Source organism: Pseudomonas kulmbachensis (assembly GCF_963681935.1).
Taxonomy (GTDB): domain Bacteria; phylum Pseudomonadota; class Gammaproteobacteria; order Pseudomonadales; family Pseudomonadaceae; genus Aquipseudomonas; species Aquipseudomonas kulmbachensis.
Genome location: NZ_OY817088.1, coordinates 5,162,240 through 5,187,187, shown reverse-complemented (window position 1 = coordinate 5,187,187; position 24,948 = coordinate 5,162,240). Strand labels below are relative to the sequence as shown.

Here is a 24,948-nt window from a genome sequence, read left to right as displayed (position 1 = left end):
GGAACGCTATTCCCTTGAACAAGGGATAGAAAATGGTGCACCAGGCGGGATTCGAACCCACGACCACTGCCTTCGGAGGGCAGTACTCTATCCAGCTGAGCTACTGGTGCGACGCGGGCGCCATAATACTCATCTGTGTGTCGCCCGTCCATGCTGCTGATTCGTCAGGTGTTTCTTGGTGCGTTATGGGCTATTAATGGGGGCCGGGTGAGAAAGTGGTAAAACAGTACCGCTTGTTCTTTTTTTCGAACAGGCTATTGTCCTTTACCCCCTTTGACCCTAGGATTCGTTTGAGATTTCAAACGCTCTTGTCTGAGTGCTGAACCGCACGGCCTACTGTTTGTGCGTCATTTAGATACTTTGGCAGTGAATGACTTCCTGACGGCAGCCTTCTACGGCGCCTTTCTACTTTAATAATTCGCTCCGCGCCTGCGCGGTGCTGTTAAGGAAAGCCCACATGCAGCTCAAAGACGCACAGTTGTTCCGCCAACAAGCCTATATCGATGGTGCTTGGGTTGATGCGGACGGTGGCCAGACAATCAAGGTCAACAACCCTGCTACCGGTGAAATCATCGGTACAGTGCCAAAAATGGGTGCGGTTGAAACCCGTCGCGCCATTGAAGCCGCTGACAAAGCGTTGCCAGCCTGGCGTGCCCTGACCGCCAAAGAGCGTGCAACCAAGCTGCGTCGCTGGTTTGAGCTGCTGATCGAAAACCAGGACGACCTCGGCCGCCTGATGACCCTGGAACAAGGTAAACCATTGGCCGAAGCCAAGGGTGAAATCGTTTACGCGGCCTCGTTCATCGAGTGGTTCGCTGAAGAAGCCAAGCGCATTTACGGCGACGTGATCCCGGGCCATCAGCCAGACAAGCGCCTGATCGTGATCAAGCAACCGATCGGCGTGACCGCTGCGATTACTCCGTGGAACTTCCCGGCTGCCATGATCACCCGTAAAGCGGGCCCGGCCCTGGCCGCTGGCTGCACGATGGTGATCAAGCCAGCTTCGCAAACCCCGTTCTCGGCGCTGGCGCTGGTTGAGCTGGCGCACCGTGCCGGCATCCCGAAAGGCGTGCTGAGTGTTGTGACCGGTAGCGCAGGCGACATCGGCGGCGAGCTGACCAGCAACCCGATCGTGCGCAAACTGTCCTTCACCGGTTCGACCGAAATCGGTCGCCAGCTGATGGCCGAATGCGCCAAAGACATCAAAAAAGTGTCGCTGGAACTGGGCGGCAACGCACCTTTCATCGTGTTCGACGACGCGGACCTGGATAAGGCCGTCGAAGGCGCGATCATTTCCAAATACCGTAACAACGGCCAGACCTGCGTCTGCGCCAACCGCCTGTACATTCAGGACTCGGTCTACGACGCGTTCGCCGAAAAATTGAAAGTTGCCGTGGCTAAACTCAAGATTGGTAACGGTCTGGACGAAGGCACCACCACCGGCCCCCTGATCGATGACAAGGCCGTGGCCAAGGTCAAGGAGCACATTGCTGACGCACTGAGCAAAGGCGCGACCCTGCTGGCTGGCGGCAATAGCCTTGAAGGCAGCTTCTTTGAGCCGACCATTTTGATCAACGTGCCAAAAAACGCAGCCGTAGCCAAGGAAGAAACCTTTGGCCCGTTGGCGCCACTGTTCCGCTTCAAAGACGAAGCTGAAGTGATCGCAATGGCCAACGATACCGAGTTCGGCTTGGCATCGTACTTCTATGCCCGCGACCTGAGCCGTGTATTCCGTGTGGCAGAATCCCTGGAATACGGCATGGTAGGCGTCAACACCGGCCTGATCTCCAACGAAGTCGCGCCTTTCGGCGGTATCAAAGCTTCGGGCCTGGGTCGTGAAGGCTCCAAGTACGGCATCGAAGATTACCTGGAAATCAAATATCTCTGCCTGGGCATCTAACCCGGCGGGTGGTTCAAGCAGAGGGGGCACGAGAGCGATGCTTCCCCTGCGTTTCAAACTGTTAATTTTTGTGGCCGGGAGCGCCATGCCAGTCGATCATCGCATGCTGGCATTGATGTCTTCCTGGCGCGTCAGCCTTGAACCACGCCGCTTGATGAGCGGCGAATGAGGAACACCATGAGCAACAAGACCAACGCATCTCTGATGAAACGCCGTGAAGCCGCTGTCCCGCGCGGTGTTGGCCAGATCCATCCGATCTTTGCCGAGTCGGCGAAGAACGCCACCGTAACCGACGTTGAAGGTCGTGAGTTCATCGACTTCGCGGGCGGTATCGCGGTACTGAACACCGGTCACCTGCACCCGAAAATCATTGCCGCCGTGCAAGACCAATTGACCAAGCTGACCCACACCTGTTTCCAGGTTCTGGCTTACGAGCCTTACGTTGAGCTGTGTGAAAAGATCAACGCCAAGGTGCCGGGCAATTTCGACAAGAAAACCCTGCTGGTCACCACCGGTTCCGAAGCTGTTGAAAACGCCGTGAAAATCGCCCGTGCTGCGACTGGCCGTGCTGGCGTGATCGCTTTCACCGGCGCTTACCACGGTCGCACCATGATGACTCTGGGCCTGACCGGTAAAGTCGTACCGTACTCGGCGGGCATGGGCCTGATGCCAGGCGGTATCTTCCGCGCTTTGTTCCCGTGCGAACTGCATGGCATCACGGTTGATGATTCCATCGCCAGCATCGAGCGCATCTTCAAGAACGACGCCGAGCCTAAAGACATTGCTGCAATCATCATCGAGCCGGTTCAGGGCGAAGGCGGTTTCTACGTGGCGCCGAAAGCGTTCATGGCCCGCCTGCGTGAGCTGTGCGACAAACACGGCATCCTGCTGATCGCTGACGAAGTGCAAACCGGTGCTGGCCGTACTGGCACCTTCTTCGCCATGGAACAGATGGGCGTGACTGCCGACCTGACCACCTTCGCCAAATCCATCGCTGGCGGCTTCCCGCTGGCCGGTGTGTGCGGCAAGGCCGAGTACATGGACGCTATCGCTCCAGGTGGCCTGGGCGGCACTTACGCCGGTAGCCCGATTGCTTGCGCAGCGGCGCTGGCGGTACTTGAGGTGTTTGAAGAAGAACACTTGCTGGATCGCTGCAAAGAAGTCGGCGAGCGTCTGGTGACTGGCCTCAAGGCTATTCAGGCCAAGTACCCGGTCATCGGTGACGTACGTGCGTTGGGCGCGATGATTGCGGTCGAGCTGTTCGAAGGCGGCGACTCGCACAAGCCAAACCCGACTGCGGTAGCCCAAGTGGTTGCCAAGGCTCGCGATAAAGGCTTGATCCTGCTGTCGTGCGGCACTTACGGCAACGTTCTGCGCGTTCTGGTTCCGTTGACCTCGCCAAACGAGCAGTTGGACCAAGGCCTGGCCATCATCGAAGAATGCTTCGCTGAACTGGCTTGAGTCCCGCCCACTGAGGGTGTGACCTGAGACACAAAAAAACCGCCTCGGCGGTTTTTTTGCGTTTGAGAGGAGGCGGTTTTTTACACCGTCGCAGGCCGTAGCGAGTAAGTCTTGAGCTGATGGGCAAACTCGCGCAGCGACTGAATCCCGCTGGCTTCTGCCTCGTGTACCCATTCCTTGATCGCCGCCAGCATGTCGTGACCATTGGTGCTGGTCTTGACCCAGATCTGTTGCAGGGCAAGGCGCTTCTCGTAAATCACCTTGAGCGAGTGGCTGTGCTCCAGCATTGTTTCAATACGCTGGTGATGGCGCTCTTCCAGCAGGCTGGTCTCACGGGAAAGCAGACGCTTGGCGCGACGGAACTGGTGACGCACTGAGTGATCGACCTTGGCCAGCTCTTGCTGAACCAGCGGCGCGATCACCAGCTTGCGGTACTGAGCCATGATCTGGAAGCGGTTGTTGAGGATCGCCATCGCGGTGTCCATGTCCAGGTTGCCTTTGCCTTCTACCCGGTGGGCAATAGGTGCAACACGCTGGACCTTGGCCAGGCGCAAAAAGCTGAAGACCTTGATCCAGGCCCAGCCCAGGTCGAACTCCCACTTCTTGACCGACATCTTGGCCGAGTTGGGGTAGGTGTGGTGGTTGTTGTGCAGCTCTTCGCCGCCAATGATGATGCCCCAAGGCACCAGATTGGTGGCGGCGTCGCGGCACTCGAAGTTGCGATAACCCACCGCGTGCCCCAGGCCGTTGACCACGCCAGCAGCCCATACCGGGATCCACATCATCTGAATGGCCCAGATGGTCAGGCCGATGGCGCCGAACAACAGCAGGTCGATGACCAGCATGATCGCCACGCCCAGCATTTTGTAACGCGAATAAAGATTTCGCTCAATCCAGTCTTCGGGGCAATTTTTGCCGTAAATACGCAATGTTTCAGGATTTTGAGCTTCTTCGCGATACAGCTCTGCACCTTTTCGCAAAACGGTCGATAACCCTTTGATCACCGGGCTGTGCGGGTCATCCACGGTTTCGCATTTGGCGTGGTGCTTGCGGTGGATGGCAGTCCACTCACGGGTGTTCTGTGCCGTGGTCAGCCACAGCCAGAAACGGAAAAAGTGTTTCAGGCCACCGTTAAGCTCCAGCGAGCGATGGGCTGAGTAGCGGTGTAGATAAACCGTGACACCGATAATGGTCACGTGGGTCATCAACAGAGTGACTGCAACCAGTTGCCAGGCTGACAAGTCGAGAAAACCGTTGTACCACATAGGCTGTTTGGCCCTCGGAAAAATGAAAAAAACTGCAACATGCATTATCACCATGCAGCCAGATAAAACCAGTCGGCCTTTCAGATAAGAGTGGCTGGATGTTTCTTACACTATAATTCTCACTTTTTTGTAGGTGTCTTTACTTTCTTATGTCTGTTTCCTCTCGCGATGCCTTGCGTACGGCCTTCTTATACGGGCTGCTATCGGTTTTATGGCTGCAGGTAACTGATCATTTATTGAACAGCTATTTCGATGATTCAGCGCAGTTGGCGCAGTGGCAGCTGATAAATGGCTATGTTTTTGCTTTTTTCAGCGCCGTGTTGATTTTTTTCGCCCGAGCTCGCCTTTGCGGTTTTTTGGGTATGAGCCCTGGCTTGAAGCGCCAGCGCCAGGATCAAGAGCGCTTGCGCCAGGCGGCTGTGGTCTTTGACTGCACTCGCGAAGGCGTGCTGGTGAGCAATAGCTGCGGTGTGATCGTGCATGTGAACCGTGCTCTGGTCGAAATTACCGGCTACACGGCCGAGGAAGTGCTGGGTCATCGTCCTAACATGTTCAAGTCGGGTCGCCATGGGCCTGCGTTCTACCAAGCGATGTTCAAGTCGATAGACGAAAGCGGTCACTGGCATGGCGAGATCTGGAACCGTCGCAAAAGTGGCGAGATTTATCCGCAGTGGCAGACCGTCCGCTCGATTACCGATAACAAGGGCCAGGTCACTCACTATGTCGCGGTCTTTTCAGATATTTCCGCGATCAAGAATTCCCAGACCGAACTGGCGCGACTGGTTCACCACGACCCCCTGACTGACTTGCCAAATCGCTTGTTGTTCACGGACCGTACAGAGCAGGTACTGGCTTCCTCGCAACGCCACCAGACCGGTTGTGCGTTGCTGATGATTGATCTCGATCACTTCAAAATCATCAATGACAGCCTTGGTCATAATATCGGCGACCAGTTGCTCAGAGCGGTCGCCGATCGCTTGCAGCGCATCTTTGGCAAGGGCTTCACGGTGGCGCGCCTGGGTGGCGATGAATTTGCCGTGCTGGTCGATAACTGCCCGCAAGTGACTCAGGCCGCAGCCTTCGCGCAACAGGTTCTGGAAGTCATGAAAGGCGCATTCGAGATCGATAAGCATCAGCTGTTTATCAGTGCCAGTGTCGGTATCAGCGTCTTTCCCAGCGATGCATTGAACGCGGAGCAATTGCTGCGCAATGCTGACTCGGCGCTGTTCAAGGCCAAAAGTACCGGGCGTGAAGGCTACGCCTTGTACACCGAAGAACTGACGGCCCATGCACAGTACCGGATTGAGGTGGCCAGTGATTTGCGTCGAGCCCTGGAGCAGCAGGAGCTGCGTGTGTACTACCAGCCGGTGCACGACTTGCCGACCAGCCGCCTGATTGGTGTCGAGGCGCTGGTGCGCTGGGAGCATCCTCTGCGGGGGTTGTTGTCACCGGGTGAATTTATTCCGATCGCCGAGCGTACCGGGTTGATTGCTGAAATCGACGCCTGGGTGCTGGAGCAAGCCTGTTGGCAGATGGTTCAGTGGCGAGCGGCTGGCGTGGAGTTGTCGTTCGTGGCGGTGAACATTTCCAGCCGGTTGTTTACTCGGCCTGAGCTGTACACGTTGGTTTCAACAGTTCTGGCAGATACGGGGCTGGCCCCGGCATTGCTGGAGCTTGAAGTGACCGAAAGCGCAGTGATGGACAACTCGAAAGTCGCATTGGAGCAAATGCACCGTCTGCGAGCGCTGGGTTTGCGTCTGGCCATTGATGATTTTGGAACCGGCTTTTCATCGCTGCTGCGGCTCAAGCAACTACCTGTGCAGAAGCTGAAAATTGATCAGGGATTTGTGGCCGGGTTACCCGCGGACAATGACGATGTGGCCATCGTGCGTGCGGTCATCGCGCTAGGTCAAAGCATGGGCTTGCAGGTGCATGCCGAGGGGATAGAGCAAGTCGAGCAGGCGCAGTTCCTGCTCGACCTCAACTGCAACCTGGGCCAGGGCTACTGGTTCGGGCGCCCGATGCCTGCCAAGGACCTGGACTGGCAGCGAGCCCCCGTAATTCGCGCCTGAACCGTGGTTCAGTTCTTCTCGGGCGGCAAGGTTGGCAGTGCACGCAAGGCTGTTTCATACCACTCGGTGTTGAAGGCGCGGTCCTCTTCGAGGATTGCGTCAATCTCTACGGCCAGCACGTGGGCCATCATCTGCAAGATGTCTTCGCGCTCATAGCCGACCAGCGTCAGCTTATTGAACGTGGCTTTAGCGGCAGGCGGGTTGTCACTTTCAATCTGGTTCTCAATTGCCTGAATCAGCGTGGACTCGGCGAACTCTTCTTCTTCGTTATCGATATCAACTGGCTCGCTCATGGCAGGCTCCTTAAGTAAAGGCCTGCAGTCTAACTGTATTTGTATTCAGTCCGGTGATGCTGCTGGTCACTCTGACGGCAAAGCACTATAACCATCGCAGCCAACCCCAACACGGCCTGGAGGCTTTGTAATGCTCAAGCTTTATGGATTCGCAGTCAGCAATTACTACAACATGGTCAAGCTGGCGCTGATGGAAAAGGGAGTGCCCTTTGAAGAAGTCCCTTTTTTTGCCGGTAAAACCCCTGAAGCGTTAGCCATCAGCCCGCGCGGAAAAGTCCCGGTACTGGGCGTAGATCAGGGTTTTATCAACGAGACCAGCGTGATTCTCGAGTATATCGAGCAGACCCAGCCGGGCCCGAAACTGCTGCCGGTTGATCCGTTTGAGCGTGCTCAAGTGCTGGCGCTGGTCAAGGAAATCGAGCTGTACATCGAATTGCCTGCGCGCGCGTGCTACGCCGAAGCATTCTTCGGCATGCAAGTGCCGGACGCGATCAAGGAAAAAGCTCGAACCGAGTTGCTGGAGGGCATGGCTTCGTTGGGCCGCCATGGCAAATTTGCGCCCTATGTGGCGGGCGAGACGTTGAGCGTGGCAGATATTTACTTTGTCTACAGCGTCAGCCTGGCGTGTGCAGTGGGGCACAAGGTGTTTGGCCTGGACTTGCTGGCTGAAATGCCGGGCGCCAAGGCGCTGCTGGAGCGACTGGAGCAAAACCCGCACGTGCAGAAAATTGCCGCTGAAAAAGAGGCGGCCATGCCGCAGTTTCTGGCCTGGATCAGCAGCAAGAAATAACCGGCATATAGGGTGTCGCCCCGAGTGTGGGGGCGAGCCTGCTCGCGAAGGTCTCAAGAACATCGCGTTTATCCAGCAAAACGCGGTATCGATAACAACTTTCGCGAGCCTGCGCGCTCCCGCCGGGGAGCCGCTTTGAGGCCTAGCGGTTAGCCAGCAAGGCCTTGCCGCGAACAACCGCTGCTTTCACCTGGGCTGGCGCGGTGCCGCCGATGTGATCACGGGCATTGACCGAGCCTTCAAGGGTCAGCACGGCAAACACATCGTCTTCGATCTGATCGCTGAACTGACGCAGTTCTTCGAGGCTCATCTCTGCCAGATCTTTACCCGTTTCTACGCCGTACTTCACGGCGTGACCGACGATTTCGTGGCAATCACGGAACGGCAGGCCACGGCGAACCAGGTAGTCGGCCAGGTCGGTGGCGGTCGAGAAGCCACGCAACGCCGCTTCACGCATGATCGCGTGCTTGGGCTTGATCGCCGGGATCATGTCGGCAAATGCGCGCAACGAATCGCGCAAGGTGTCGGCTGCGTCGAACAGCGGTTCCTTGTCTTCCTGGTTGTCCTTGTTGTAGGCCAATGGCTGGCCTTTCATCAGGGTCAACAGGCCCATCAGTGCACCGAATACACGGCCACTTTTGCCACGTACCAGCTCTGGTACGTCAGGGTTTTTCTTTTGCGGCATGATCGAGCTGCCGGTGCAGAAGCGGTCAGGCAAATCGATAAACTGGAATTGCGCACTGGTCCACAGCACCAGCTCTTCGGAGAAGCGCGACAAGTGCATCATCGCAATGCTGGCAGCTGCGCAGAATTCGATGGCGAAGTCGCGATCGGATACGTTGTCCAGCGAGTTGCCACCCACGGCGTCAAAACCCAGCAGTTGAGCCGTGAATTCACGGTCGATCGGGTAGGTGGTGCCTGCCAGCGCAGCGCTGCCCAGCGGCATGCGGTTGGTGCGCTTGCGGCAGTCGACAAGGCGCTCGTAATCGCGGCTGAGCATCTCGAACCAGGCCAGCATATGGTGACCGAATGTCACCGGCTGTGCGGTCTGCAAGTGAGTAAAGCCAGGCATGATGGTCTCGGCTTCGCGCTCGGCTTGCTCCAGCAGGCCTTTTTGCAGACGGGTAATTTCAGCCAGGATCAGGTCGATTTCATCACGCAGCCACAGGCGGATATCGGTAGCCACCTGGTCGTTACGACTGCGGCCGGTGTGCAGCTTTTTGCCGGTCACGCCGATGCGGTCGGTCAGACGCGCCTCGATGTTCATGTGCACGTCTTCCAGATCGATGCGCCAGTCAAACGTGCCGGCTTCGATTTCGCTCTGGATGGATTTCAGGCCTTCGATGATGCTGTCGCGCTCGGCATCGGTCAGCACGCCGACCTTGGCCAGCATGGTGGCGTGAGCCACGGAGCCCATGATGTCGTGGCGGTAAAGGCGCTGGTCGAAAGTGACGGAGGCGGTGAAACGCGCAACGAAGGCGTCGACGGGTTCACTGAAGCGGCCGCCCCAGGACTGATTGGTCTTGTCGGTGCTCATGGATTCGCTCGTAATCGGCTGAGGGGGAGTTACACAAAAAGTTACTGCGGATCATAACAGGGTTGCCATTCATGGCGTTGACGCAGCACGGCAGGTTTTTAGTGTGAAGTGCGGTATAAACAAATTTCAGAAACGAAATGTATCGTTTGAATACTTTCGTCTTGGCAACCGTCTACAGTTGGTCGTATGGATCAGTCATTGCAGGTCTTTGTAGATTGCCAGACGTATCCGGTATTAAATCGAGCAACCGATACAGGTGAATTTTGCTGTGAGGTTTGCGGCACTTTTTGGCCTTCGCGCTAGTCTTAGCGTGGATCGCCGTGACAGTCGTCACTTCACCTGTCTACGCTATCCTTGTGCGAGACTCACGCAGGAATACAGCGCTATATGAATGTCCTGATCGTTGATGACGAAACCCTGGCCCGCGAGCATTTGAGCCATTTGCTCAGCTCGCTTGGGGGCTATACGTTGCTGGAGCCTGGCGCCACTAATGGCGAAGAGGCGTTAACCCTGATCGAAAACCACAAGCCGGATGTCGTTTTACTCGATATCCGCCTGCCGGGCCTCGACGGGTTGCAGGTTGCAGCCAAATTATGCGAGCGCGAACTACCGCCCTCGGTAGTGTTTTGCGTGGCGCCTGACGAGTTTTCCGTGGAGGCCCTGCAAGACAGCGGTGTCAGCTATGTACTCAAGCCGGTTACTGCTCAGGATCTGAGCGCCGCCTTGAAAGAGGCTCACCGCCCCAATCGCATCCAACTGGCCGCGCTCACCCGACCTGCCGCGCAAACCGGCAGCGGGCCGCGCAGCCATATCAGTGCCAGAACCCGAAAAGGTATTGAGCTGATCCCCATCGACCAAGTGATCTACTTTATCGCTGACCATAAATACGTGACCTTGCGTCACGCTGGGGGCGAGGTCTTGCTCGATGAACCGCTCAAGGCACTCGAAGACGAATTCGGTGAACGCTTTGTGCGTATTCACCGCAATGCACTGGTGGCGCGGGATCGGATCGAGCGTCTGCAACGTACGCCGCTGGGGCATTTCCAGCTGTTCCTGCGGGGGCTTAACGGGGATGCGCTGATCGTCAGTCGTCGGCACGTGGCGGGTGTGCGCAAGATGATGCAGCAACTGTGATTCGTGCTGAAAAAGGCGCGGGCGCGCCGTTTTTGGGCCAGGGAGGCCGCGGACTTTCTGATACAAGTCAAAGCTGTTTTGGCTGAGCTGTTATTATCAGCCGTATCTTTTCAGTACGGATTGATCCATGTCCTCTCGCGAAATCCGCATCGCTACCCGTAAAAGCGCCCTGGCTCTATGGCAGGCCGAATACGTTAAAGCCCGTTTAGAGCAGGCTCACCCCGGTATTGTGGTGACGCTGGTGCCCATGGTCAGCCGTGGTGACAAGCTGCTGGACTCGCCGCTGTCGAAAATCGGCGGCAAGGGGCTGTTCGTCAAGGAGCTGGAAACCGCCCTGCTCGAAAACGAAGCCGACATCGCCGTGCACTCGATGAAGGACGTGCCGATGGACTTCCCTGAAGGCCTCGGTCTGTTTTGCATCTGTGAGCGCGAAGACCCGCGTGATGCTTTCGTATCCAACACCTTCGCCAGCCTCGACGATTTGCCTCTAGGCAGCATTGTCGGCACGTCCAGCCTGCGCCGTCAGGCCCAATTGCTGACTCGTCGTCCAGACCTGGAAATCCGCTTTTTGCGCGGTAACGTCAATACCCGTCTGGCCAAGCTCGACGCGGGTGAATACGACGCCATTATCCTGGCTGCTGCCGGTCTGATCCGCCTCGGCTTTGAGGATCGCATCACTTCGCCAATCAGTATTGAAGACAGCCTGCCGGCTGGCGGCCAAGGTGCCGTTGGCATTGAGTGCCGCAACGCAGATACCGAAATTCATGCCCTGCTGGCGCCATTGCATCATGCAGACACCGCGGTGCGAGTCACTGCAGAGCGTGCGTTGAACAAGCACCTCAATGGTGGCTGCCAAGTGCCAATTGCCTGCTATGCCGTGTTGGAAGGCGAGCAAGTCTGGCTGCGCGGTCTGGTCGGGGAGCCAAGTGGCGGCGTGCTGCTGAGTGCCGACGCCCGTGCGCCACGTGCTGCTGCCACCGAACTGGGTGTGCAAGTGGCCGAAGCGCTGCTGGCTCAAGGTGCCGGGGATATTCTCAAAGCCGTTTATGGTGAGGCAGGTCACGAGTGACAGGCTGGCGCTTGTTGCTGACCCGGCCTGCCGAAGAGTCGGTAGCCTTGGCCAATGAGCTGGCGGCTGCCGGTATTTTTAGCAGCAGCTTGCCCTTGCTGGCGATCCGGCCGTTGGCGTTGACTGATGCCCAGCGAGGGCTGGTGGCGGCTCTTGACCGTTATTGCGCGGTGATTGTGGTCAGCAAGCCTGCGGCCCGTCTGGGGCTTGAGCTGGTCAGCCAGTATTGGGCGCAAGCGCCCCGGCAGAAGTGGTTTAGCGTCGGCGCCGCGACTGCGCAGATTCTCGCCGACCATGGCCTCGATGTTAGCTACCCTCAAGGGGGGGATGACAGCGAAGCCCTGTTGGCGATGCCTGAATTTGAACGCGCGGTTGCTGGTCATCAACCCAGGGTGTTGATCCTGCGCGGGGAGGGCGGTCGCGAGATGCTGGCGGACCGGCTGCGCAACGTGGGCGCACAGGTCGACTATCTTGAACTCTATCGTCGTGAACTGCCGTCATACCCGCCTGCGACCCTGTACCAGCGCGTTAAAGTGGAACGCCTGAACGCGCTGGTGGTCAGCAGTGGGCAGGGTTTTGAACATTTACGCCAATTGGCAGGCGATACCTGGCCGCAGCTTGGATGTCTGCCGTTGTTTGTTCCAAGCCCTCGGGTTGCTGAGATAGCACGCAGCGCCGGGGCGCAAAACGTTGTGGATTGTCGTGGTGCGAGCGCCACGGCTTTGCTGGCGGCGCTGCGGGAGCATCCCGCACCTGCTTTCTAATGCAAAGGATGGATTCGTGAGCGAAACAGTCTTGTCCAAAGATCAAGTGCAGCCCGCGCCAGAAGCGCCGGCTAAAAAACCTGACACTGCGCCGCAGAGTCGCGGTAATGGCCTGGCCGTTGTTGCCCTGTTGCTGGGCGCTGCCGGTGTTGCCGTCGGCGGCTGGGGTGTGTGGCAGGTGCGTCAACTGCAAGCCAGCACCGAGCAGCAATTAAGCGACGTGCCCGCTCTGGCGGCGCAAACGCTGTCGATCAAACAGGGCGAGCAGCAATTGTTGACGCGCCTTAATCAATTGCCCTCCGCCGGTGAACTGGATAACCAGCGCCAATTGGTTGTGCAGTTGCAAGGTGATCAGCAGCGTCTGAACCAGCGCCTCGAGACCGTATTGGGCGAGAGCCGCAAGGACTGGCGCTTGGCCGAGGCCGAGCACTTGTTGCGTTTGGCTACCTTGCGTTTGTCGGCACTGCAGGACATCAGCAGCGCCCAGGCCCTGGTACAGGGCGCGGACGCCATTTTGCGTGAGCAAAACGATCCCGGTTCTTTCGCCGCACGTGAACAGTTGGCCAAAAGCCTGACGGCACTGCGCAGCGTCGAACAGCCGGATCGCACAGGGCTGTTTTTGCAATTGGCGGCCTTGCGGGACCAGGTGGTGCAGCTTAACGCTCTGGCCCCGGCCTATCAGAATCAAGGTGATTCCTTGGCGAGCCTGACCGCAGATGGCGATGGCGCGAGTCGCTGGTCCCAGTGGTGGGATGAGATATCGCACTACATTCGGATTGATTTCAATGCCGACAAAAACGTGCGTCCACTGTTGGCGGGCCAAAGTCTGACTCAGGTTCGTCTGGCACTGAGCCTGGCGCTTGAGCAAGCCCAATGGGCCGCGCTCAATGGCCAGGAGTCGGTTTACACCCAGGCCTTGGCGCAAGCGCAAGACGTCCTCAAGGGCAACTTCAATGCGGATAACCCGCAGAGCAAAAAAATCCTCGAGCAAGTGATTGCGCTCAGCAAACAGCCGGTCACGGTTAAAACCCCGGACCTTGCTGGCGCTCTGAGCGCGGTACAGGCCTATCTGGAGCGACGGCATGTCAGTGCTGACGAACCGGGCCAAGCGGCTGCCAGCCCTGCGCAGGAGGCACTTCCATGAAGCGCTTCTACGTGATTGTGTTCTTGTTGATTGCAGCCGCGGCCTGCATCGGCCTGGCAATCGCTGAAGACGCGGGCTATGTGCTGATCGCTTACAAAAACTTCCGCTACGAATCCAGCGTATGGGCGACGCTCGCCTTGCTGGCCGTCCTGTGGCTGCTGATCTGGGGCATTAAACTGCTGGTGGAGCTGGTCACCGCGTCTACCGGATTGGTGAACCCTTGGTCACGGCGCAATCGCAGCCGTCGGGTACAAATCGCCATTGAACAAGGCCAGATGGACCTTGCCGAGGGGCGCTGGTCCAGCGCACAGAAACACCTGGCGCGGGCAGCCGAGGCCGAGCCTCAACCGTTGCTCTACTACTTGGGCGCCGCACGTGCGGCCAACGAACAAGGGCACTACGAAGAAAGCGACAACCTGCTCGAACGTGCGCTGGAACGTCAGCCACAAGCCGAATTGGCGATTGCCCTGAGCCATGCCCAATTGCAGGTGGATCGAGCCGATACCGATGGCGCGCTGGTGACCTTGCAAGCCATGCACGAGCGCCATCCGCATAACGTGCAGGTGTTGCGCCAGTTGCAGCGCTTGCATCAGCAGCGTGGCGACTGGGCGGCACTGATTCGCTTGCTGCCGGAGTTGCGCAAGGACAAAGTCTTGCCGAGCAAGGAACTGGCAGAGCTGGAACGTCGGGCCTGGGGGCAAAATCTGAGCCTTGCGGCTCAGCGTGAAACCGAAGGCGAGGCGGGCTTGCAATCGCTGCAGCGCGCCTGGCAACAGCTCACTTCAGCTCAGCGCCAGGAGCCCGCGCTGGTTCTGGCCTACGCCGAGCAGTTGCGTCAATTGGGCGCGCAAGCCGAAGCCGAAGAAGTCTTGCGTGGAGCGCTCAAGCGTAATTACGACAGTCACCTTGTGCGGCTCTATGGCCTGCTGCGTGGCAGCGATCCGGTGAAGCAGTTGCAGACCGCCGAAGGATGGCTCAAAACGCACCCTGGGGACGCCAGCTTGCTTTTGACCCTGGGTCGCCTGTGCTTGCAGAACAGCTTGTGGGGCAAGGCGCGGGATTATCTTGAAAACAGCCTGCAGGTAGAGCGCAACCCTGAAACCTGCGCGGAACTGGCGCGCCTGTTGGCCCAATTGGGTGATACGTCGCGCAGCAATCAGTTGTTCCAGGAAGGTTTGAATTTGCTGGATGAGCGCTTGCTGGCCCTGCCTTTGCCAGCAACGGCCACGAGTCTTTAAACGTTCAAACAGGCAGCCTGACGTGTGTCTTTACGCGTGTCAGGCTGCCTGTGGTAATAATTTAGTACGGTGCTAGTCGATTTGTCCTACGTGATTCGCTCTCGTTACGTCCAGCTTCCGTTGGCAATTCCCTACTCGCTTCCAGACGTATCCGCAGAGGGCCAGCTTGAAAGGGCCAATGGCTTTCATCTACCGTAACCAACTGTCTCTTTTGTTACGGAAAAGCCATGTTCTTGGCCAGCTCACGCTTTACTTTCTTTTTGGCCTTTCTCGTAGGCGCGCTGGTGATGGGCTGTGCTCTGTACCTTGAATATGGGTCGGGGCTCAAGCCCTGCTCGTTGTGCCAAGTGCAGCGCCTTTTCTTGCTGGTGTTCTGTCTCGTGAACCTGATGGCTTCTGTACAGGGCCCGCAGCGTTTTGGCATGTGGTGTTACTCCACGGCATCTTCGCTACTGGCACTTTGCGGCGCTGTGATCGCATTGAGGCAGATGCAGCTGCAAATATCGGGGCCTGAACACTTGATGTCCTGTCAGCCGGATCTGGCGTGTGTCTGGCATGACCTTTCGCCGGGTGAATTTTTCTCGATGCTTTACCGAGGCAGTGAAGACTGCGCGCATATTCACTGGACCGTGTTTGACTTGAGCGTTCCCGAGTTAAGCCTGCTGGCCTTTATCGGCCTGCTTGTACTGAGCATCTTTCAGATAATTCGCTCAATCTATGCCGAAAAATTCCCGCGTGGATGCGACGTGAAGTAGCAACCAGGATTAAACGCTTGTATGAACTTTCTCTCGTGCGTACCTTGAAGCAGTTGCCGCGCGGGCATAATCTGGCCCGCACGTATTACTGGAGTTATGCCGCCCAATGCCGGTGCACTCGCGCAGGTTTTTGGTTCACATAGGCCCGGCTGAAGTCGGGTGGCATGGGCCCACAAGGGAAGAGAGATCATCATGCTCGAAAGATGTGAGAGTGCTCAGGAACGTTTCAACGGCGTCCACCAGTTGATTGATCGCTGGCTGCATGAGCGCCGTAAACTTGTGAAGGCTTATGCTGCTTTGATTGATCAGCAAAATAATCCCAAGCGCGGGCCTCAAAAAGAGTTTTGCCAGATCCTGGTTGATTACGTCTCGGCAGGTCATTTCGAGATTTATGAACAGCTCAATCAGGAGGCCCAGGCTTTCAATGATGAGCGCGGGATTGCATTGGCTGCGACCATCTACCCGAGAATCAACGTGATTACCGAAGCTGCTCTGGCTTTCAATGATCATTGTGACGGCAAAGCCCATCGCCCTGACTGCGACAAGCTTGCAGAGGAGATCAAGATCCTTGGTGCTCTGCTGGACGAGCGCTTTGAGCTTGAAGATTGTTTGATCGAAGTGCTGCACAGTGCGCACAAACAGAAAGAAGCAGCTCAGGCTTAAGCAGTAGCCGAGCTAAAAACGGTGCGCAATTGCGCGCCGTTTTTCGTTGTACGGCAGTCACTTTCTGATCGAGAACAACTCGACTTCAAATACCAGCGGCGTGTTGGGCGCGATCAAGTCCCCGGCGCCCTCTGCCCCGTAAGCCTGACTTGAAGGAATCGCCAATCGCCATTTGGCGCCGACAGGCATCTGCACCAGCGCACTGCGCCAGCCAGCGATTACGCTGTCCAAGCGGAACCATTGCGGTTGGGTGCTTTGGTCGAACACCGTGCCATCGGGCAGGCGGCCCACATAGCTCACATAGACTGAATCCTGTGCGCCGGGTTTTGCCCCAGTGCCGGGTTTGAGCTCGGTCAGGATAATCCCGTCAGCCAACTCGTGAGCCTTCGGCTGCTGTTTTTCTTTGAATAAAAAATCATCTTCGGCGCTCTGGCCGGTGTTGCCCGCGGCCTGGCTTTGTGAAGGATCATTCTGCGCTTGATGCAGCGTCAGAATCTGCCCGATGCGCTCCTCACTGAGGGCCAGCGGCTTACCTTGATAGGCCGTGCGCAGGCCCTCGATCAATGCCTGGATCTGCAGTTCAGGCACTTCCTGGCGCAAGCGCTCACCCAGGCTGGCGCCCATGCTGTAGGCGAGGTCGTGCGCAGCGTCGGGGGGTGGTGCAGGGGCTGCGTGAGCCAAAGGCGCAAGGCACAACAACGTCAAAAACAGGTAACGCGGCATGGTGGTTCTCCGGCGTGATGTGCGAGCGATTATGCCTGCGCTCAAGCGGGCGCCGATGATTTTATTCGGGGCTGTAGAGGACGTTGAAGCATTCGCAAAATTTACCCGAACTGACCGTTAAAGATTGATCCAGCACAAGTTTTTCAACGTCATGCAACCCGCAGCTAACCTTAGTGTCAACATGCCCTAGCGGCGGTAGTTGCAGAGGTCTAGTATGAGCCGCACTCACTTCAGCCAGGAGGTAAACCATGTCGGCCAATAAGAAGCCCGTAAATACGCCGTTGCACTTGCTCCAACAACTCTCAGGCAGTCTGCTTGAGCATTTGGAAAACGCTTGCTCCCAAGCGTTGGCTGATGCTGAGAAACTGCTCGCCAAACTTGAGAAGCAGCGCGGTAAAGCTCAGGAAAAACTGCACAAGTCTCGCGCCAAACTGCAAGACGCAGCCAACGCTGGCAAATCCAAGGCTCAGGCCAAGGCCAAGTCTGGCGTTAAAGAGCTTGAGCAACTGCTCGATTCGCTCAAAGACCGTCAAACCGAAACGCGCACTTATATCCTGCAACTCAAGCGCGATGCTCAAGAAAGCCTGAAGTTGGCCCAGGGCATTGGTCGTGTCAAAGAGGCGGTAGGCAAAGCGTTATCCACGCGTGATGCCAAGCCTGCTCCAGCGGCGAAAAAACCTGCAGCCAAAGCAGTTGCTAAAGCCCCGGCAAAAGCAGCCGCCAAACCTGCCGCCAAAGCGCCAGCGCAAAAACCGGCAGCAGCCCGCACGGCAAAACCGGTTGCGGCAAAAGCTCCGGCGGCCAAGCCAGCAGCGGCTAAAACTGCTGCTGCCAAACCTGTCGCCAAGCCCGCAGCAGCTAAGCCGGTAGCGGCCAAAGCGCCCGCCAAGGCTCCCGTAAAAGCGCCAGTTAAAGCCCCGGTAAAACCTGCGGCTAAAACAGCGGCTGCCAAACCCGCTGCCAAGCCTGTCGCAGCTAAACCTGCGGTAAAAGTCGCAGCCAAACCGGCCGTGAAAAGACCCGCTGCAGCAAAACCAGCCGCCAAGCCTGCCGTGGCCCCCGTAGCTGCCACGCCTGCTGCTGCCCCTGCGCCAACCCCGGCAGCCGTCACAAACTCGGCTACCACCCCAGCCAGCGCTTCTTAAGCGAGGTTGATTGCGGCGCGCAGTTGATGCAGCGCGTCGCAATCAGGGTGGACGGCATCGCACGCCACCCTCTGCAGCCAATCGCAAGCCTCTTGCGATTGAGCTGACGGCCAGCCCTGAGTCACCGACTCCAGGCGCCGCAACAATGTCCGCTCCGCCTCCAGTTCCAAAGACTTGATCTGCGCGCGCAACGCTGCCAGCGCATCATCGTGTGTGGCCGCTTCACGCCAGTTTGTGCGCAGTTGTCTTAACGGTTGCACCACCTCGCGCTGCCAGGGCCCGGCACAGGCCTTTAATTGCGCAACCCGTATCTCGTCGCAGGCCACCGCACGCTGCTCCAGCCAGGCTGCGCACAGCAGCAGGCACACATCCAGGCCCTGGCCTTGCAAGTGCAAGCACGCCTGTTCCACGCCGGGGCGGGCGTAGAGGTTCAAACAGTAATTCCACAGGTCAGTCTGCATAGTGCAATTCGCGCCAGTTGAGAGGGAAGCTGGTAGACTCCGCCGCCATTATGATCCGACTTCTGAACCTGACTTTACAGCGTGGCCCGCAACGTCTGCTAGAAGACGCCGAGCTGATCCTGCACGCCGGCCACAAAGCCGGTCTGGTCGGTGCCAATGGCGCCGGTAAATCCACTTTGTTCGCCTTGCTGCTGGGTGAGTTGACGCCTGATTCCGGGGATTGTCTGCTCCCGGCCGACTGGCGGATTGCCCACATGCGACAAGAAATCGACACCCTCGACCGCATCGCGATCGATTACGTGCTCGATGGCGACCTGCGCTTGCGCCAAGTGCAAGCCGATCTGGCCAAGGCCGAGGCTGACGAGGACGGTGCTGCGCAAGCCCGCCTGCACTCCGAGCTGGACAGCGCCGACGGTTATACCGCCGATGCGCGGGCGCGCAAAATGCTCGCCGGTCTGGGTTTCACCAACGAACAAATGGACCGTCCGGTTGCCGACTTCTCCGGCGGCTGGCGGATGCGCCTGAACCTGGCGCAAGCCCTGATGTGTCCGTCGGATCTGCTGCTGCTCGATGAGCCGACCAACCACTTGGATCTCGACGCCATTCTTTGGCTGGAAGATTTCCTCAAAAATTACCCCGGCACCTTGCTGTTGATTTCTCACGATCGGGACTTTCTCGACGCCGTGGTCGACAACATTGCCCACGTCGATCAACGTAAAATCACCCTCTATCGCGGTGGTTACAGCGCGTTTGAACGTGCCCGTGCCGAACGTCTGGCCCAGCAACAGCAGGCCTACGAAAAGCAACAGGCGCAACGTGCGCACATGGAAAGCTACATTGCCCGCTTCAAGGCCCAGGCCACCAAGGCCCGTCAGGCGCAAAGCCGGATCAAGGCCCTGGAGCGCATGGAAGAACTGAGCGCGGCCCATGTGGATTCGCCGTTCGACTTCGTGTTCCGCGAAGCAGTCAAACTCTCCAGCCCGTTGCTCGACTTGTCCGATGCGCGTCTGGGTTATGGCGACAAAACCATCCTGGAAAAGGTCAAGCTGCAACTGGTTCCCGGCGCCCGTATCGGTTTGCTTGGGCCAAACGGCGCGGGTAAGTCGACCCTGATCAAAAACCTTGCCGGCGAGCTGGAGCCGCTCTCAGGTCGTCTGGCCCGGGGTGAAAACCTGGTGGTTGGCTACTTCGCCCAGCATCAGCTCGACTCGCTGGACTCCAAGGCCAGCCCCTTGCTGCACATGCAGCGTTTGGCTCCGGCTGAACGTGAACAGACCCTGCGCGACTTCCTCGGTGGCTTCGACTTCCGCGGTGCGCGTATCGACGAGCCGGTGCTGAATTTCTCCGGTGGCGAAAAAGCCCGTCTGGCGCTGGCGTTGATCGCCTGGGGCCGACCGAACCTGCTGCTGCTCGACGAACCGACCAACCACCTTGACCTCGAAATGCGTCTGGCGCTGACCATGGCGTTGCAAGAGTTCAGTGGTGCAGTTTTGGTGGTGTCTCACGATCGCCATTTGCTCAAAAGCACCACGGATGAATTTCTGTTGGTGGCCGACGGCAAGGTGCAGGAATTCGACGGCGACCTCGAAGACTATGCGCGCTGGCTGGCGGACTATCGTTTGCGCAATGCGCCGGCAAGCAACACGCCGGTCAACCCTGACAAAACTGATAAAAAGGCTCAGCGTCAGGCTGCTGCGGCGTTGCGTCAGCAATTGGCTCCGCACAAGCGTGAAGCCGACAAGCTCGAAAGCGAACTGGGCAAGGTCAACGAAAAGCTGGCCAAGATCGAAACCAGCCTCGGTGACAGCGCGGTTTACGAGGCGGCGCGCAAAGACGAATTGCGTGATCTGCTGGCTGAGCAGGCAAAGCTCAAAGTGCTCGAAGGTCAGCTGGAAGAGCGCTGGATGGAAGCTCTGGAACTGCTTGAATCCATGCAGGCAGAACTGGAAGCCCTGTCCTGATGGAAGCCCTGCATTTACCGCTGCCCGCCGAACTGATCGCACCGCTGTGGATCGGCTTGCAGATTCTGCTGATTCTGTTGGCGGGGTATTTTTCTCAGCGCGTCGTGGCCCGTTTCCTTACTCGCCTAGGTCAGCGTTACCCGTTCCCGCCGCAGTTGATGATGCCGCTGCGGGGCGGTTTGCGCTGGTTCATCATGGGCAGTGCGGTGATTGTCGTCCTGGAGCGTCTTGGCGTCTCTGCCACGGTATTGTGGACGGCGCTTTCGGGCTTTGTGGCGGTGGCGGCAATCGCCTTCTTCGCCATGTGGAGCGTGCTCTCCAACCTGCTCTGCGCAGTGCTGATCTTCACCGTGGGGCCGTTTCGCATTGGTGATGTGGTGGAACTGCTCGACACGCTCGACAAGCCGGGCGTCAAAGGCCGGGTCGTGGCCATCAACCTGCTTTACACCACTCTGATCGAGCCCGCTGAAGCGGGTAGCGGCAGCAGCATGGTGCAAGTCCCCAACAGCCTGTTCTTCCAACGCTCGGTTCGCCGCTGGCGTGAAGGCGACCTTTAAAAGTACTACGCCCCATCTGTAGCCGTTGCCGCAGCCTGCGATAAGTGCCGAAGGACCTTCAAGAGGGTCGCTTTGCAACCCATCGCAGCCTGCGGCAGCGGCTACAAAAAGTAGTGGTCAATTTTCAACCAACGCATTAGCTTAAGGACTTGTTACAGATTTTGTCCGAGGTGTGCGATGTCGTTGGAAACGTGGTTGGCCTTTTTTGCTGCCTGTTGGGTTATCAGCCTGTCCCCCGGCGCGGGTGCAATTGCCTCGATGTCGTGTGGCCTGCAATACGGTTTCTGGCGCGGTTACTGGAATGCATTGGGCCTGCAACTGGGCCTGGCGCTGCAGATCGCGATTGTCGCCGCGGGTGTAGGCGCAGTGCTCGCGGCCTCATCCACCGCCTTCTATGCGATCAAATGGTTTGGTGTGGCCTACCTCGTCTACCTCGCGGTCAAACAATGGCGTGCGCTGCCAGCTGACCTCAGCGATGACGCCGCCGTACGGCCCATCGGCAAACCGCTGGCGCTGATATTTCGTGGCTTTCTGGTCAACGTCAGCAACCCCAAGGCGCTGGTGTTCATGCTCGCCGTCTTGCCGCAGTTCGTAAATCCCGCAGAGCCGCTGGTGTCCCAATACCTGACGCTGGGCGTGACCATGATCTGCGTTGACCTGATTGTTATGGCTGGCTACACCGGCTTGGCCTCGAAGGTTCTGCGTCTGCTGCGCACTCCCAAACAACAGCAGCGCATGAATCGCACTTTTGCCGGTTTGTTTGTCGGCGCGGCGGGTTTTCTGGCAACGCTGCATCGCTCAACAACCTAAAGGCCTTGAGTCGGGGTGATGGGAAGTGAACAATGTGTTACTTCTCATTTCCATTCGGATTGATCGATGACCGCCCGCTCGCGTTTTTTGGCATGGCTACTGCTGCCCGTGCTCGCGTTGTGCAGCCTTGCTGCTTCTGCCAACGCCCCGGAAGGTGCCTCACAGGCGCTTCACTTAATTGACTACATTGGTGCGGACTACCCGCCTACGGTTGAAAGCGGCAAGGTCATCGACGAGACCGAATACCGCGAGCAACTCGAATTTTTGGTTGTGCTCAAAGGGCTGATCGCTGATTTGCCGCAGCGCCCTGAGCGTGACGAGCTGGTGCAAGGCGTGAGTGCCTTGCACACTGCCATCGAACAGCGTGAAGACGGCGTCGCCGTTGCCCGTGCCGCGCGCCAGCTCGGCGCCAAGCTGGCCGTGGCCTACGAGGTCAGTCAAGCCCCCGCGATTACCCCAGACCCTACCCGCGGCGCGCCGCTCTTCGCCCAAAATTGCTCGGTGTGCCACGGTGAAACCGGCGCCGGTGATGGCCCCGCGGGTGTCGGTATGACACCGCCTCCGGCAAACCTGCGCGACGCGCAGCGTCTGGACCGGCTGAGCCTCTACGCGATCTACAACACCCTGGGTCTGGGCGTTGAGGGCACCGACATGCCCTCGTTCGCCGATCAGCTGGACGAGCGCCAGCGCTGGGACTTGGCCACCTACATCGCAGGCTTGAGTAACGATCCGACGGCGTCCAGGGCCGACAAAACCTACAACCTGGCGGACCTTGCCCGCCAAACCCCGAATGAAGTGCTGGCGGCTGAAGGCCCCGAGGCGACAGCGACTTTCCGTGCCCAGCGGGCGCAGCCGCCGCAAGTCAAACGCGGCCCGGCGCAGTTGCTTGACTACACCAGTGCCACCCTCGACAAAAGCCTTGCAGCCTACCGCGCGGGTGACCGTGAGCAAGCCTACGACCTGTCGGTTGCGGCTTATCTCGAAGGGTTTGAGCTGGTAGAAAGCTCGCTGGATAACGTCGACGCCAACGTGCGTAAAAACACCGAGAAAGCCTTGATGGCTTATCGGCAATCGCTCCAGGACGGGTTGCCAATCGAGCAAGTCGAGCAACGTCTGGACACCGCAAAAACCTTGCTCAAAGAGTCTGCGGGGCTGTTGGGCGACGATGGCTTGAGCTGGACCTTGAGCTATATCTCGGGCCTGCTGATTTTGCTGCGCGAAGGCCTGGAAGCGATTCTGGTACTGGCCGCGATCCTCGCATTCCTGCGTAACACCGGCCAGCAATCGGCTGTGCGTAGCGTCAATATCGGTTGGGGGTTGGCCTTGGTTGCCGGTCTTGCGACATGGGCGCTGGCCGCCTATGTGATCGACGTCAGCGGTGCTCAGCGTGAATTGCTTGAAGGCTGCACCGCTTTGTTCGCCAGCGTCATGGTGTTGTGGCTGGGCGTGTGGATGCACGACCGGCGTCACGCGGCAGCATGGCAGGACTACATCAAAAGCAGTCTGGTCAGCGGCGGCGGACGCTTTGGCTTCGCGATCCTGGCGTTCTTCTCGGTATACCGCGAACTGTTCGAAGTGATTCTGTTCTACGAAACCCTGTGGCTGCAAGCAGGCCCGGCCGGGCACAACGCTGTACTGGCGGGCGGCGCCACGGCTTTGGTATTGCTGATGGGCCTGGCGTGGATCATCCTGCGTGGCTCGGCCAAACTGCCATTGGCGCTGTTTTTCGGCATCAATGCGGCGCTGCTCTGCGCGCTGTCGGTAGTATTCGCCGGGCATGGCGTAAAAGCGCTTCAAGAGGCCGGTATTTTCGGTACGCGCCCTGTGGCGTTCTTCGACTTCGAGTGGCTGGGTATTCACGCGGATGCCTACTCGCTGGGTGCGCAGGCCGTGGCGATCCTGGCAATTATCGTGCTGTATAGCCGCAGCAAGTTGGCGGAAAAGCGCCGGGTGCAGGCCTGACCTTATAGCAACCCCGGTGGGAGCGATCCTGCTCGCGAAGGTCGTTCGCGAGCAGCATCGCTCCCACGGTTGAAGTTTTCTGTAGCCTTCACTGTTCAGGAGTTATCCCCATGCGTGTCTGGATCGACGCAGACGCTTGCCCCAAGGCAGCGAAGGATCAAGTCATCAAGTTCGCCCTCAAGCGTCAATTTGAGGTCGTACTGGTGGCAGGCCAGAGTCAGATCAAACCGACTTATGCGCTGGTTAAACTGATTGTGGTGCCCAGTGGCCCGGATGCGGCGGATGACTATTTGGTGGAGCACGCAGTGCCCGGTGAACTGGTGATTTGCAGCGATGTGCCGCTGGCTGATCGGCTGGTCAAGAAGGGAGTGGCGGCGCTGGACCCGCGGGGTAAGGAGTTTGACCCGCAGAACATGGGCGAGCGGCTGGCGGTGCGCAATCTGTTCACCGATCTGCGCGAGCAGGGCCAGGTGAGCGGCGGGCAGGGTGCCTATGGCGAACGTGAAAAGCAGGCGTTCGCCAATGCCCTGGACCGCATCCTGACCCGGCTGGCGCGGGGCTGATCAGGCTTTTTGCGTCAACTCCAGCACGCGGTCAACCATCTTGTTGATCCCGGCCGCTGCTTCGCTGATGGATTTGGCAAGCATATAGGCCGGGGTGCTGACCAGTTTGCGGGCCTTGTCTTCGACAATCTCCGACACTTCGCAGTCTTCGTGGGTGCCGCCCATTTTGGTCACGGCCGCAGCGGTATCCGCGTCTGTACCGATGGTGCAGATCACCCCCGGGCCATAAATCTTGGCGGCGATGGCGGGAGAAATACACATCAGGCCAATAGGTTTGCACGCTTGTGCAAAGGCTTCGGCCAGGCTCAAAACGTCTGCCTGGACCGAGCACGCGGCGCCTTCAGTGGCAAAGCTGGAGAGGTTTTTGGCTGCACCAAACCCGCCCGGCACGATCAGGGCGTCAAAGTCTTCGACTCGGGCTTCGCGAACATCCTTGATCTCACCCCTGGCAATACGCGCCGATTCCACCAGCACGTTGCGCGTTTCGGGCATTTGTTCGCCGGTCAGGTGGTTGATGACGTGAAGTTGCGCAATGTCGGGGGCAAAACATTGCACTTTGGCGCCACGCTGATCGAGGCGCAGCAGGGTGATGACGCTTTCGTGGATCTCGGCACCGTCATAGACGCCGCAGCCCGAAAGAATGACGGCAACTTTTTTTGTGGTCATGTTGGTCTCCTTGTT

The 24,948-nt window shown here is 58.3% G+C and carries 24 protein-coding genes, 1 tRNA gene and 1 pseudogene; 19 read left to right on the top strand and 7 right to left on the bottom strand.

Translation table 11 applies throughout. The features are described from left to right. Nucleotides 1–33: 33 nt before the first annotated feature. Nucleotides 34–110: transfer RNA gene (locus U5A05_RS23695), tRNA-Arg, on the bottom strand. Nucleotides 111–457: 347 nt separating this feature from the next. On the opposite strand from U5A05_RS23695, the gene gabD reads away from it, so the two are divergent. From gabD to gabT, 3 genes are read left to right on the top strand one after another with little or no spacing between them, the layout of a single operon-like run. Beyond that, nucleotides 458–1,900, top strand: a complete 1,443-nt coding sequence (gabD, locus tag U5A05_RS23690; protein WP_321835100.1) for an NADP-dependent succinate-semialdehyde dehydrogenase — start codon at nt 458–460, stop codon at nt 1,898–1,900. Nucleotides 1,901–1,937: 37 nt separating this feature from the next. Then, a complete protein-coding gene (locus U5A05_RS23685; protein WP_261740247.1) occupies nt 1,938–2,069 on the top strand; it encodes a hypothetical protein in 132 nt (43 codons plus the stop codon). A gap of 8 nt (nt 2,070–2,077) precedes the next feature. Next, the gene (gene gabT / locus U5A05_RS23680) at nt 2,078–3,361 is read left to right on the top strand and encodes a 4-aminobutyrate--2-oxoglutarate transaminase (RefSeq protein WP_261740246.1); all 1,284 of its coding nucleotides are present in this window, start codon (nt 2,078–2,080) and stop codon (nt 3,359–3,361) included. 80 nt (nt 3,362–3,441) lie between these two features. On the opposite strand, the gene desA is transcribed toward gabT, so the two are convergent. Next, on the bottom strand, nt 3,442–4,626 hold the full coding sequence (desA, locus tag U5A05_RS23675; protein WP_261740245.1) for a delta-9 fatty acid desaturase DesA: 1,185 nt from the start codon (nt 4,624–4,626) through the stop codon (nt 3,442–3,444). Nucleotides 4,627–4,775: 149 nt separating this feature from the next. Between desA and dibA the strand changes: the two genes are divergently transcribed. Continuing rightward, nucleotides 4,776–6,698 (top strand): phosphodiesterase DibA, encoded by a 1,923-nt coding sequence (dibA, locus tag U5A05_RS23670; RefSeq protein ID WP_261740244.1) that lies wholly within the window; start codon nt 4,776–4,778, stop codon nt 6,696–6,698. 8 nt (nt 6,699–6,706) lie between these two features. Here the strand turns inward: dibA and U5A05_RS23665 are convergent, their stop codons facing one another. Then, nucleotides 6,707–6,991: a hypothetical protein gene (locus tag U5A05_RS23665; protein ID WP_019824424.1), complete on the bottom strand. Its 285-nt coding sequence runs from the start codon at nt 6,989–6,991 to the stop codon at nt 6,707–6,709. 130 nt (nt 6,992–7,121) lie between these two features. On the opposite strand from U5A05_RS23665, the gene U5A05_RS23660 reads away from it, so the two are divergent. After that, entirely contained in the window at nt 7,122–7,781 is a 660-nt protein-coding gene (locus U5A05_RS23660) for a glutathione S-transferase family protein (protein ID WP_261740243.1), read from the top strand. Nucleotides 7,782–7,923: 142 nt separating this feature from the next. On the opposite strand, the gene argH is transcribed toward U5A05_RS23660, so the two are convergent. Further along, a complete protein-coding gene (gene argH, locus U5A05_RS23655; RefSeq protein WP_261740242.1) occupies nt 7,924–9,318 on the bottom strand; it encodes an argininosuccinate lyase in 1,395 nt (464 codons plus the stop codon). A gap of 271 nt (nt 9,319–9,589) precedes the next feature. On the opposite strand from argH, the pseudogene U5A05_RS23650 reads away from it, so the two are divergent. The 8 genes and pseudogenes from U5A05_RS23650 to rsd form a co-directional block, all read left to right on the top strand. After that, nucleotides 9,590–9,709 (top strand): annotated as a pseudogene (locus U5A05_RS23650) (sensor histidine kinase); the annotation flags it as partial. Next, nucleotides 9,706–10,452, top strand: coding sequence for a LytR/AlgR family response regulator transcription factor (locus tag U5A05_RS23645; protein ID WP_261740241.1), 747 nt, complete (start codon nt 9,706–9,708; stop codon nt 10,450–10,452). The pseudogene U5A05_RS23650 and the gene U5A05_RS23645, both read left to right, overlap by 4 nt. Nucleotides 10,453–10,579: 127 nt before the next feature. Then, nucleotides 10,580–11,521, top strand: coding sequence for a hydroxymethylbilane synthase (gene hemC, locus U5A05_RS23640; RefSeq protein WP_261740240.1), 942 nt, complete (start codon nt 10,580–10,582; stop codon nt 11,519–11,521). Then, the gene (locus tag U5A05_RS23635; protein ID WP_321835096.1) at nt 11,518–12,285 is read left to right on the top strand and encodes a uroporphyrinogen-III synthase; all 768 of its coding nucleotides are present in this window, start codon (nt 11,518–11,520) and stop codon (nt 12,283–12,285) included. The genes hemC and U5A05_RS23635 overlap by 4 nt, the downstream gene beginning before the upstream one ends. Nucleotides 12,286–12,301: 16 nt before the next feature. Next, nucleotides 12,302–13,429, top strand: coding sequence for a uroporphyrinogen-III C-methyltransferase (locus U5A05_RS23630; protein ID WP_261740238.1), 1,128 nt, complete (start codon nt 12,302–12,304; stop codon nt 13,427–13,429). Then, nucleotides 13,426–14,667, top strand: a complete 1,242-nt coding sequence (locus U5A05_RS23625; protein WP_261740237.1) for a heme biosynthesis protein HemY — start codon at nt 13,426–13,428, stop codon at nt 14,665–14,667. Before U5A05_RS23630 ends, U5A05_RS23625 begins: the two co-directional genes overlap by 4 nt. A gap of 227 nt (nt 14,668–14,894) precedes the next feature. After that, nucleotides 14,895–15,422, top strand: a complete 528-nt coding sequence (locus U5A05_RS23620) for a disulfide bond formation protein B (RefSeq protein ID WP_261740236.1) — start codon at nt 14,895–14,897, stop codon at nt 15,420–15,422. A 192-nt stretch (nt 15,423–15,614) separates the two neighbouring features. After that, the gene (gene rsd / locus U5A05_RS23615; RefSeq protein ID WP_261742519.1) at nt 15,615–16,085 is read left to right on the top strand and encodes a sigma D regulator; all 471 of its coding nucleotides are present in this window, start codon (nt 15,615–15,617) and stop codon (nt 16,083–16,085) included. A 57-nt stretch (nt 16,086–16,142) separates the two neighbouring features. Here the strand turns inward: rsd and U5A05_RS23610 are convergent, their stop codons facing one another. Beyond that, on the bottom strand, nt 16,143–16,808 hold the full coding sequence (locus tag U5A05_RS23610) for an FKBP-type peptidyl-prolyl cis-trans isomerase (RefSeq protein WP_321835094.1): 666 nt from the start codon (nt 16,806–16,808) through the stop codon (nt 16,143–16,145). Nucleotides 16,809–17,056: 248 nt separating this feature from the next. Here U5A05_RS23610 and U5A05_RS23605 point away from each other — a divergent pair, with 248 nt between their 5' ends. Beyond that, complete coding sequence (locus U5A05_RS23605; RefSeq protein WP_261740234.1) at nt 17,057–17,953, top strand: AlgP family protein; 897 nt, start codon at nt 17,057–17,059, stop codon at nt 17,951–17,953. Here U5A05_RS23605 and U5A05_RS23600 read toward each other — a convergent pair. Further along, a complete protein-coding gene (locus U5A05_RS23600; protein ID WP_321835092.1) occupies nt 17,950–18,414 on the bottom strand; it encodes a TIGR02444 family protein in 465 nt (154 codons plus the stop codon). The genes U5A05_RS23605 and U5A05_RS23600 overlap by 4 nt on opposite strands. 50 nt (nt 18,415–18,464) lie before the next feature. On the opposite strand from U5A05_RS23600, the gene U5A05_RS23595 reads away from it, so the two are divergent. From U5A05_RS23595 to U5A05_RS23575, 5 genes are all read left to right on the top strand, one after another. After that, nucleotides 18,465–20,375, top strand: coding sequence for an ATP-binding cassette domain-containing protein (locus U5A05_RS23595; protein WP_261740232.1), 1,911 nt, complete (start codon nt 18,465–18,467; stop codon nt 20,373–20,375). Continuing rightward, a complete protein-coding gene (locus tag U5A05_RS23590; protein ID WP_261740231.1) occupies nt 20,375–20,932 on the top strand; it encodes a mechanosensitive ion channel family protein in 558 nt (185 codons plus the stop codon). Before U5A05_RS23595 ends, U5A05_RS23590 begins: the two co-directional genes overlap by 1 nt. 177 nt (nt 20,933–21,109) lie before the next feature. Beyond that, nucleotides 21,110–21,742: a LysE family transporter gene (locus U5A05_RS23585; protein ID WP_261740230.1), complete on the top strand. Its 633-nt coding sequence runs from the start codon at nt 21,110–21,112 to the stop codon at nt 21,740–21,742. Nucleotides 21,743–21,808: 66 nt separating this feature from the next. Next, nucleotides 21,809–23,704 (top strand): cytochrome c/FTR1 family iron permease, encoded by a 1,896-nt coding sequence (locus U5A05_RS23580; RefSeq protein WP_321835088.1) that lies wholly within the window; start codon nt 21,809–21,811, stop codon nt 23,702–23,704. Between the two features lie 110 nt (nt 23,705–23,814). Next, nucleotides 23,815–24,267: a YaiI/YqxD family protein gene (locus tag U5A05_RS23575; protein WP_019824452.1), complete on the top strand. Its 453-nt coding sequence runs from the start codon at nt 23,815–23,817 to the stop codon at nt 24,265–24,267. Here the strand turns inward: U5A05_RS23575 and elbB are convergent, their stop codons facing one another. Continuing rightward, on the bottom strand, nt 24,268–24,933 hold the full coding sequence (gene elbB / locus U5A05_RS23570; protein WP_261740228.1) for an isoprenoid biosynthesis glyoxalase ElbB: 666 nt from the start codon (nt 24,931–24,933) through the stop codon (nt 24,268–24,270). Between the last annotated feature and the right edge of the window lie 15 nt (nt 24,934–24,948).

Coding starts and splice junctions, on each gene's coding strand:
- U5A05_RS23645 (WP_261740241.1), top strand. CDS start 9,706: ATGAATGTCCTGATCGTTGATGACGAAACCCTGGCCCGCGAGCATTTG.
- U5A05_RS23605 (WP_261740234.1), top strand. CDS start 17,057: ATGTCGGCCAATAAGAAGCCCGTAAATACGCCGTTGCACTTGCTCCAA.
- U5A05_RS23595 (WP_261740232.1), top strand. CDS start 18,465: ATGATCCGACTTCTGAACCTGACTTTACAGCGTGGCCCGCAACGTCTG.
- elbB (WP_261740228.1), bottom strand. CDS start 24,933: ATGACCACAAAAAAAGTTGCCGTCATTCTTTCGGGCTGCGGCGTCTAT.
- U5A05_RS23620 (WP_261740236.1), top strand. CDS start 14,895: ATGTTCTTGGCCAGCTCACGCTTTACTTTCTTTTTGGCCTTTCTCGTA.
- hemC (WP_261740240.1), top strand. CDS start 10,580: ATGTCCTCTCGCGAAATCCGCATCGCTACCCGTAAAAGCGCCCTGGCT.
- gabD (WP_321835100.1), top strand. CDS start 458: ATGCAGCTCAAAGACGCACAGTTGTTCCGCCAACAAGCCTATATCGAT.
- U5A05_RS23575 (WP_019824452.1), top strand. CDS start 23,815: ATGCGTGTCTGGATCGACGCAGACGCTTGCCCCAAGGCAGCGAAGGAT.
- U5A05_RS23685 (WP_261740247.1), top strand. CDS start 1,938: ATGCTTCCCCTGCGTTTCAAACTGTTAATTTTTGTGGCCGGGAGCGCC.
- desA (WP_261740245.1), bottom strand. CDS start 4,626: ATGTGGTACAACGGTTTTCTCGACTTGTCAGCCTGGCAACTGGTTGCA.
- U5A05_RS23580 (WP_321835088.1), top strand. CDS start 21,809: ATGACCGCCCGCTCGCGTTTTTTGGCATGGCTACTGCTGCCCGTGCTC.
- U5A05_RS23600 (WP_321835092.1), bottom strand. CDS start 18,414: ATGCAGACTGACCTGTGGAATTACTGTTTGAACCTCTACGCCCGCCCC.
- dibA (WP_261740244.1), top strand. CDS start 4,776: ATGTCTGTTTCCTCTCGCGATGCCTTGCGTACGGCCTTCTTATACGGG.
- U5A05_RS23590 (WP_261740231.1), top strand. CDS start 20,375: ATGGAAGCCCTGCATTTACCGCTGCCCGCCGAACTGATCGCACCGCTG.
- U5A05_RS23660 (WP_261740243.1), top strand. CDS start 7,122: ATGCTCAAGCTTTATGGATTCGCAGTCAGCAATTACTACAACATGGTC.
- argH (WP_261740242.1), bottom strand. CDS start 9,318: ATGAGCACCGACAAGACCAATCAGTCCTGGGGCGGCCGCTTCAGTGAA.
- U5A05_RS23610 (WP_321835094.1), bottom strand. CDS start 16,808: ATGCCGCGTTACCTGTTTTTGACGTTGTTGTGCCTTGCGCCTTTGGCT.
- U5A05_RS23665 (WP_019824424.1), bottom strand. CDS start 6,991: ATGAGCGAGCCAGTTGATATCGATAACGAAGAAGAAGAGTTCGCCGAG.
- U5A05_RS23625 (WP_261740237.1), top strand. CDS start 13,426: ATGAAGCGCTTCTACGTGATTGTGTTCTTGTTGATTGCAGCCGCGGCC.
- gabT (WP_261740246.1), top strand. CDS start 2,078: ATGAGCAACAAGACCAACGCATCTCTGATGAAACGCCGTGAAGCCGCT.
- rsd (WP_261742519.1), top strand. CDS start 15,615: ATGCTCGAAAGATGTGAGAGTGCTCAGGAACGTTTCAACGGCGTCCAC.
- U5A05_RS23585 (WP_261740230.1), top strand. CDS start 21,110: ATGTCGTTGGAAACGTGGTTGGCCTTTTTTGCTGCCTGTTGGGTTATC.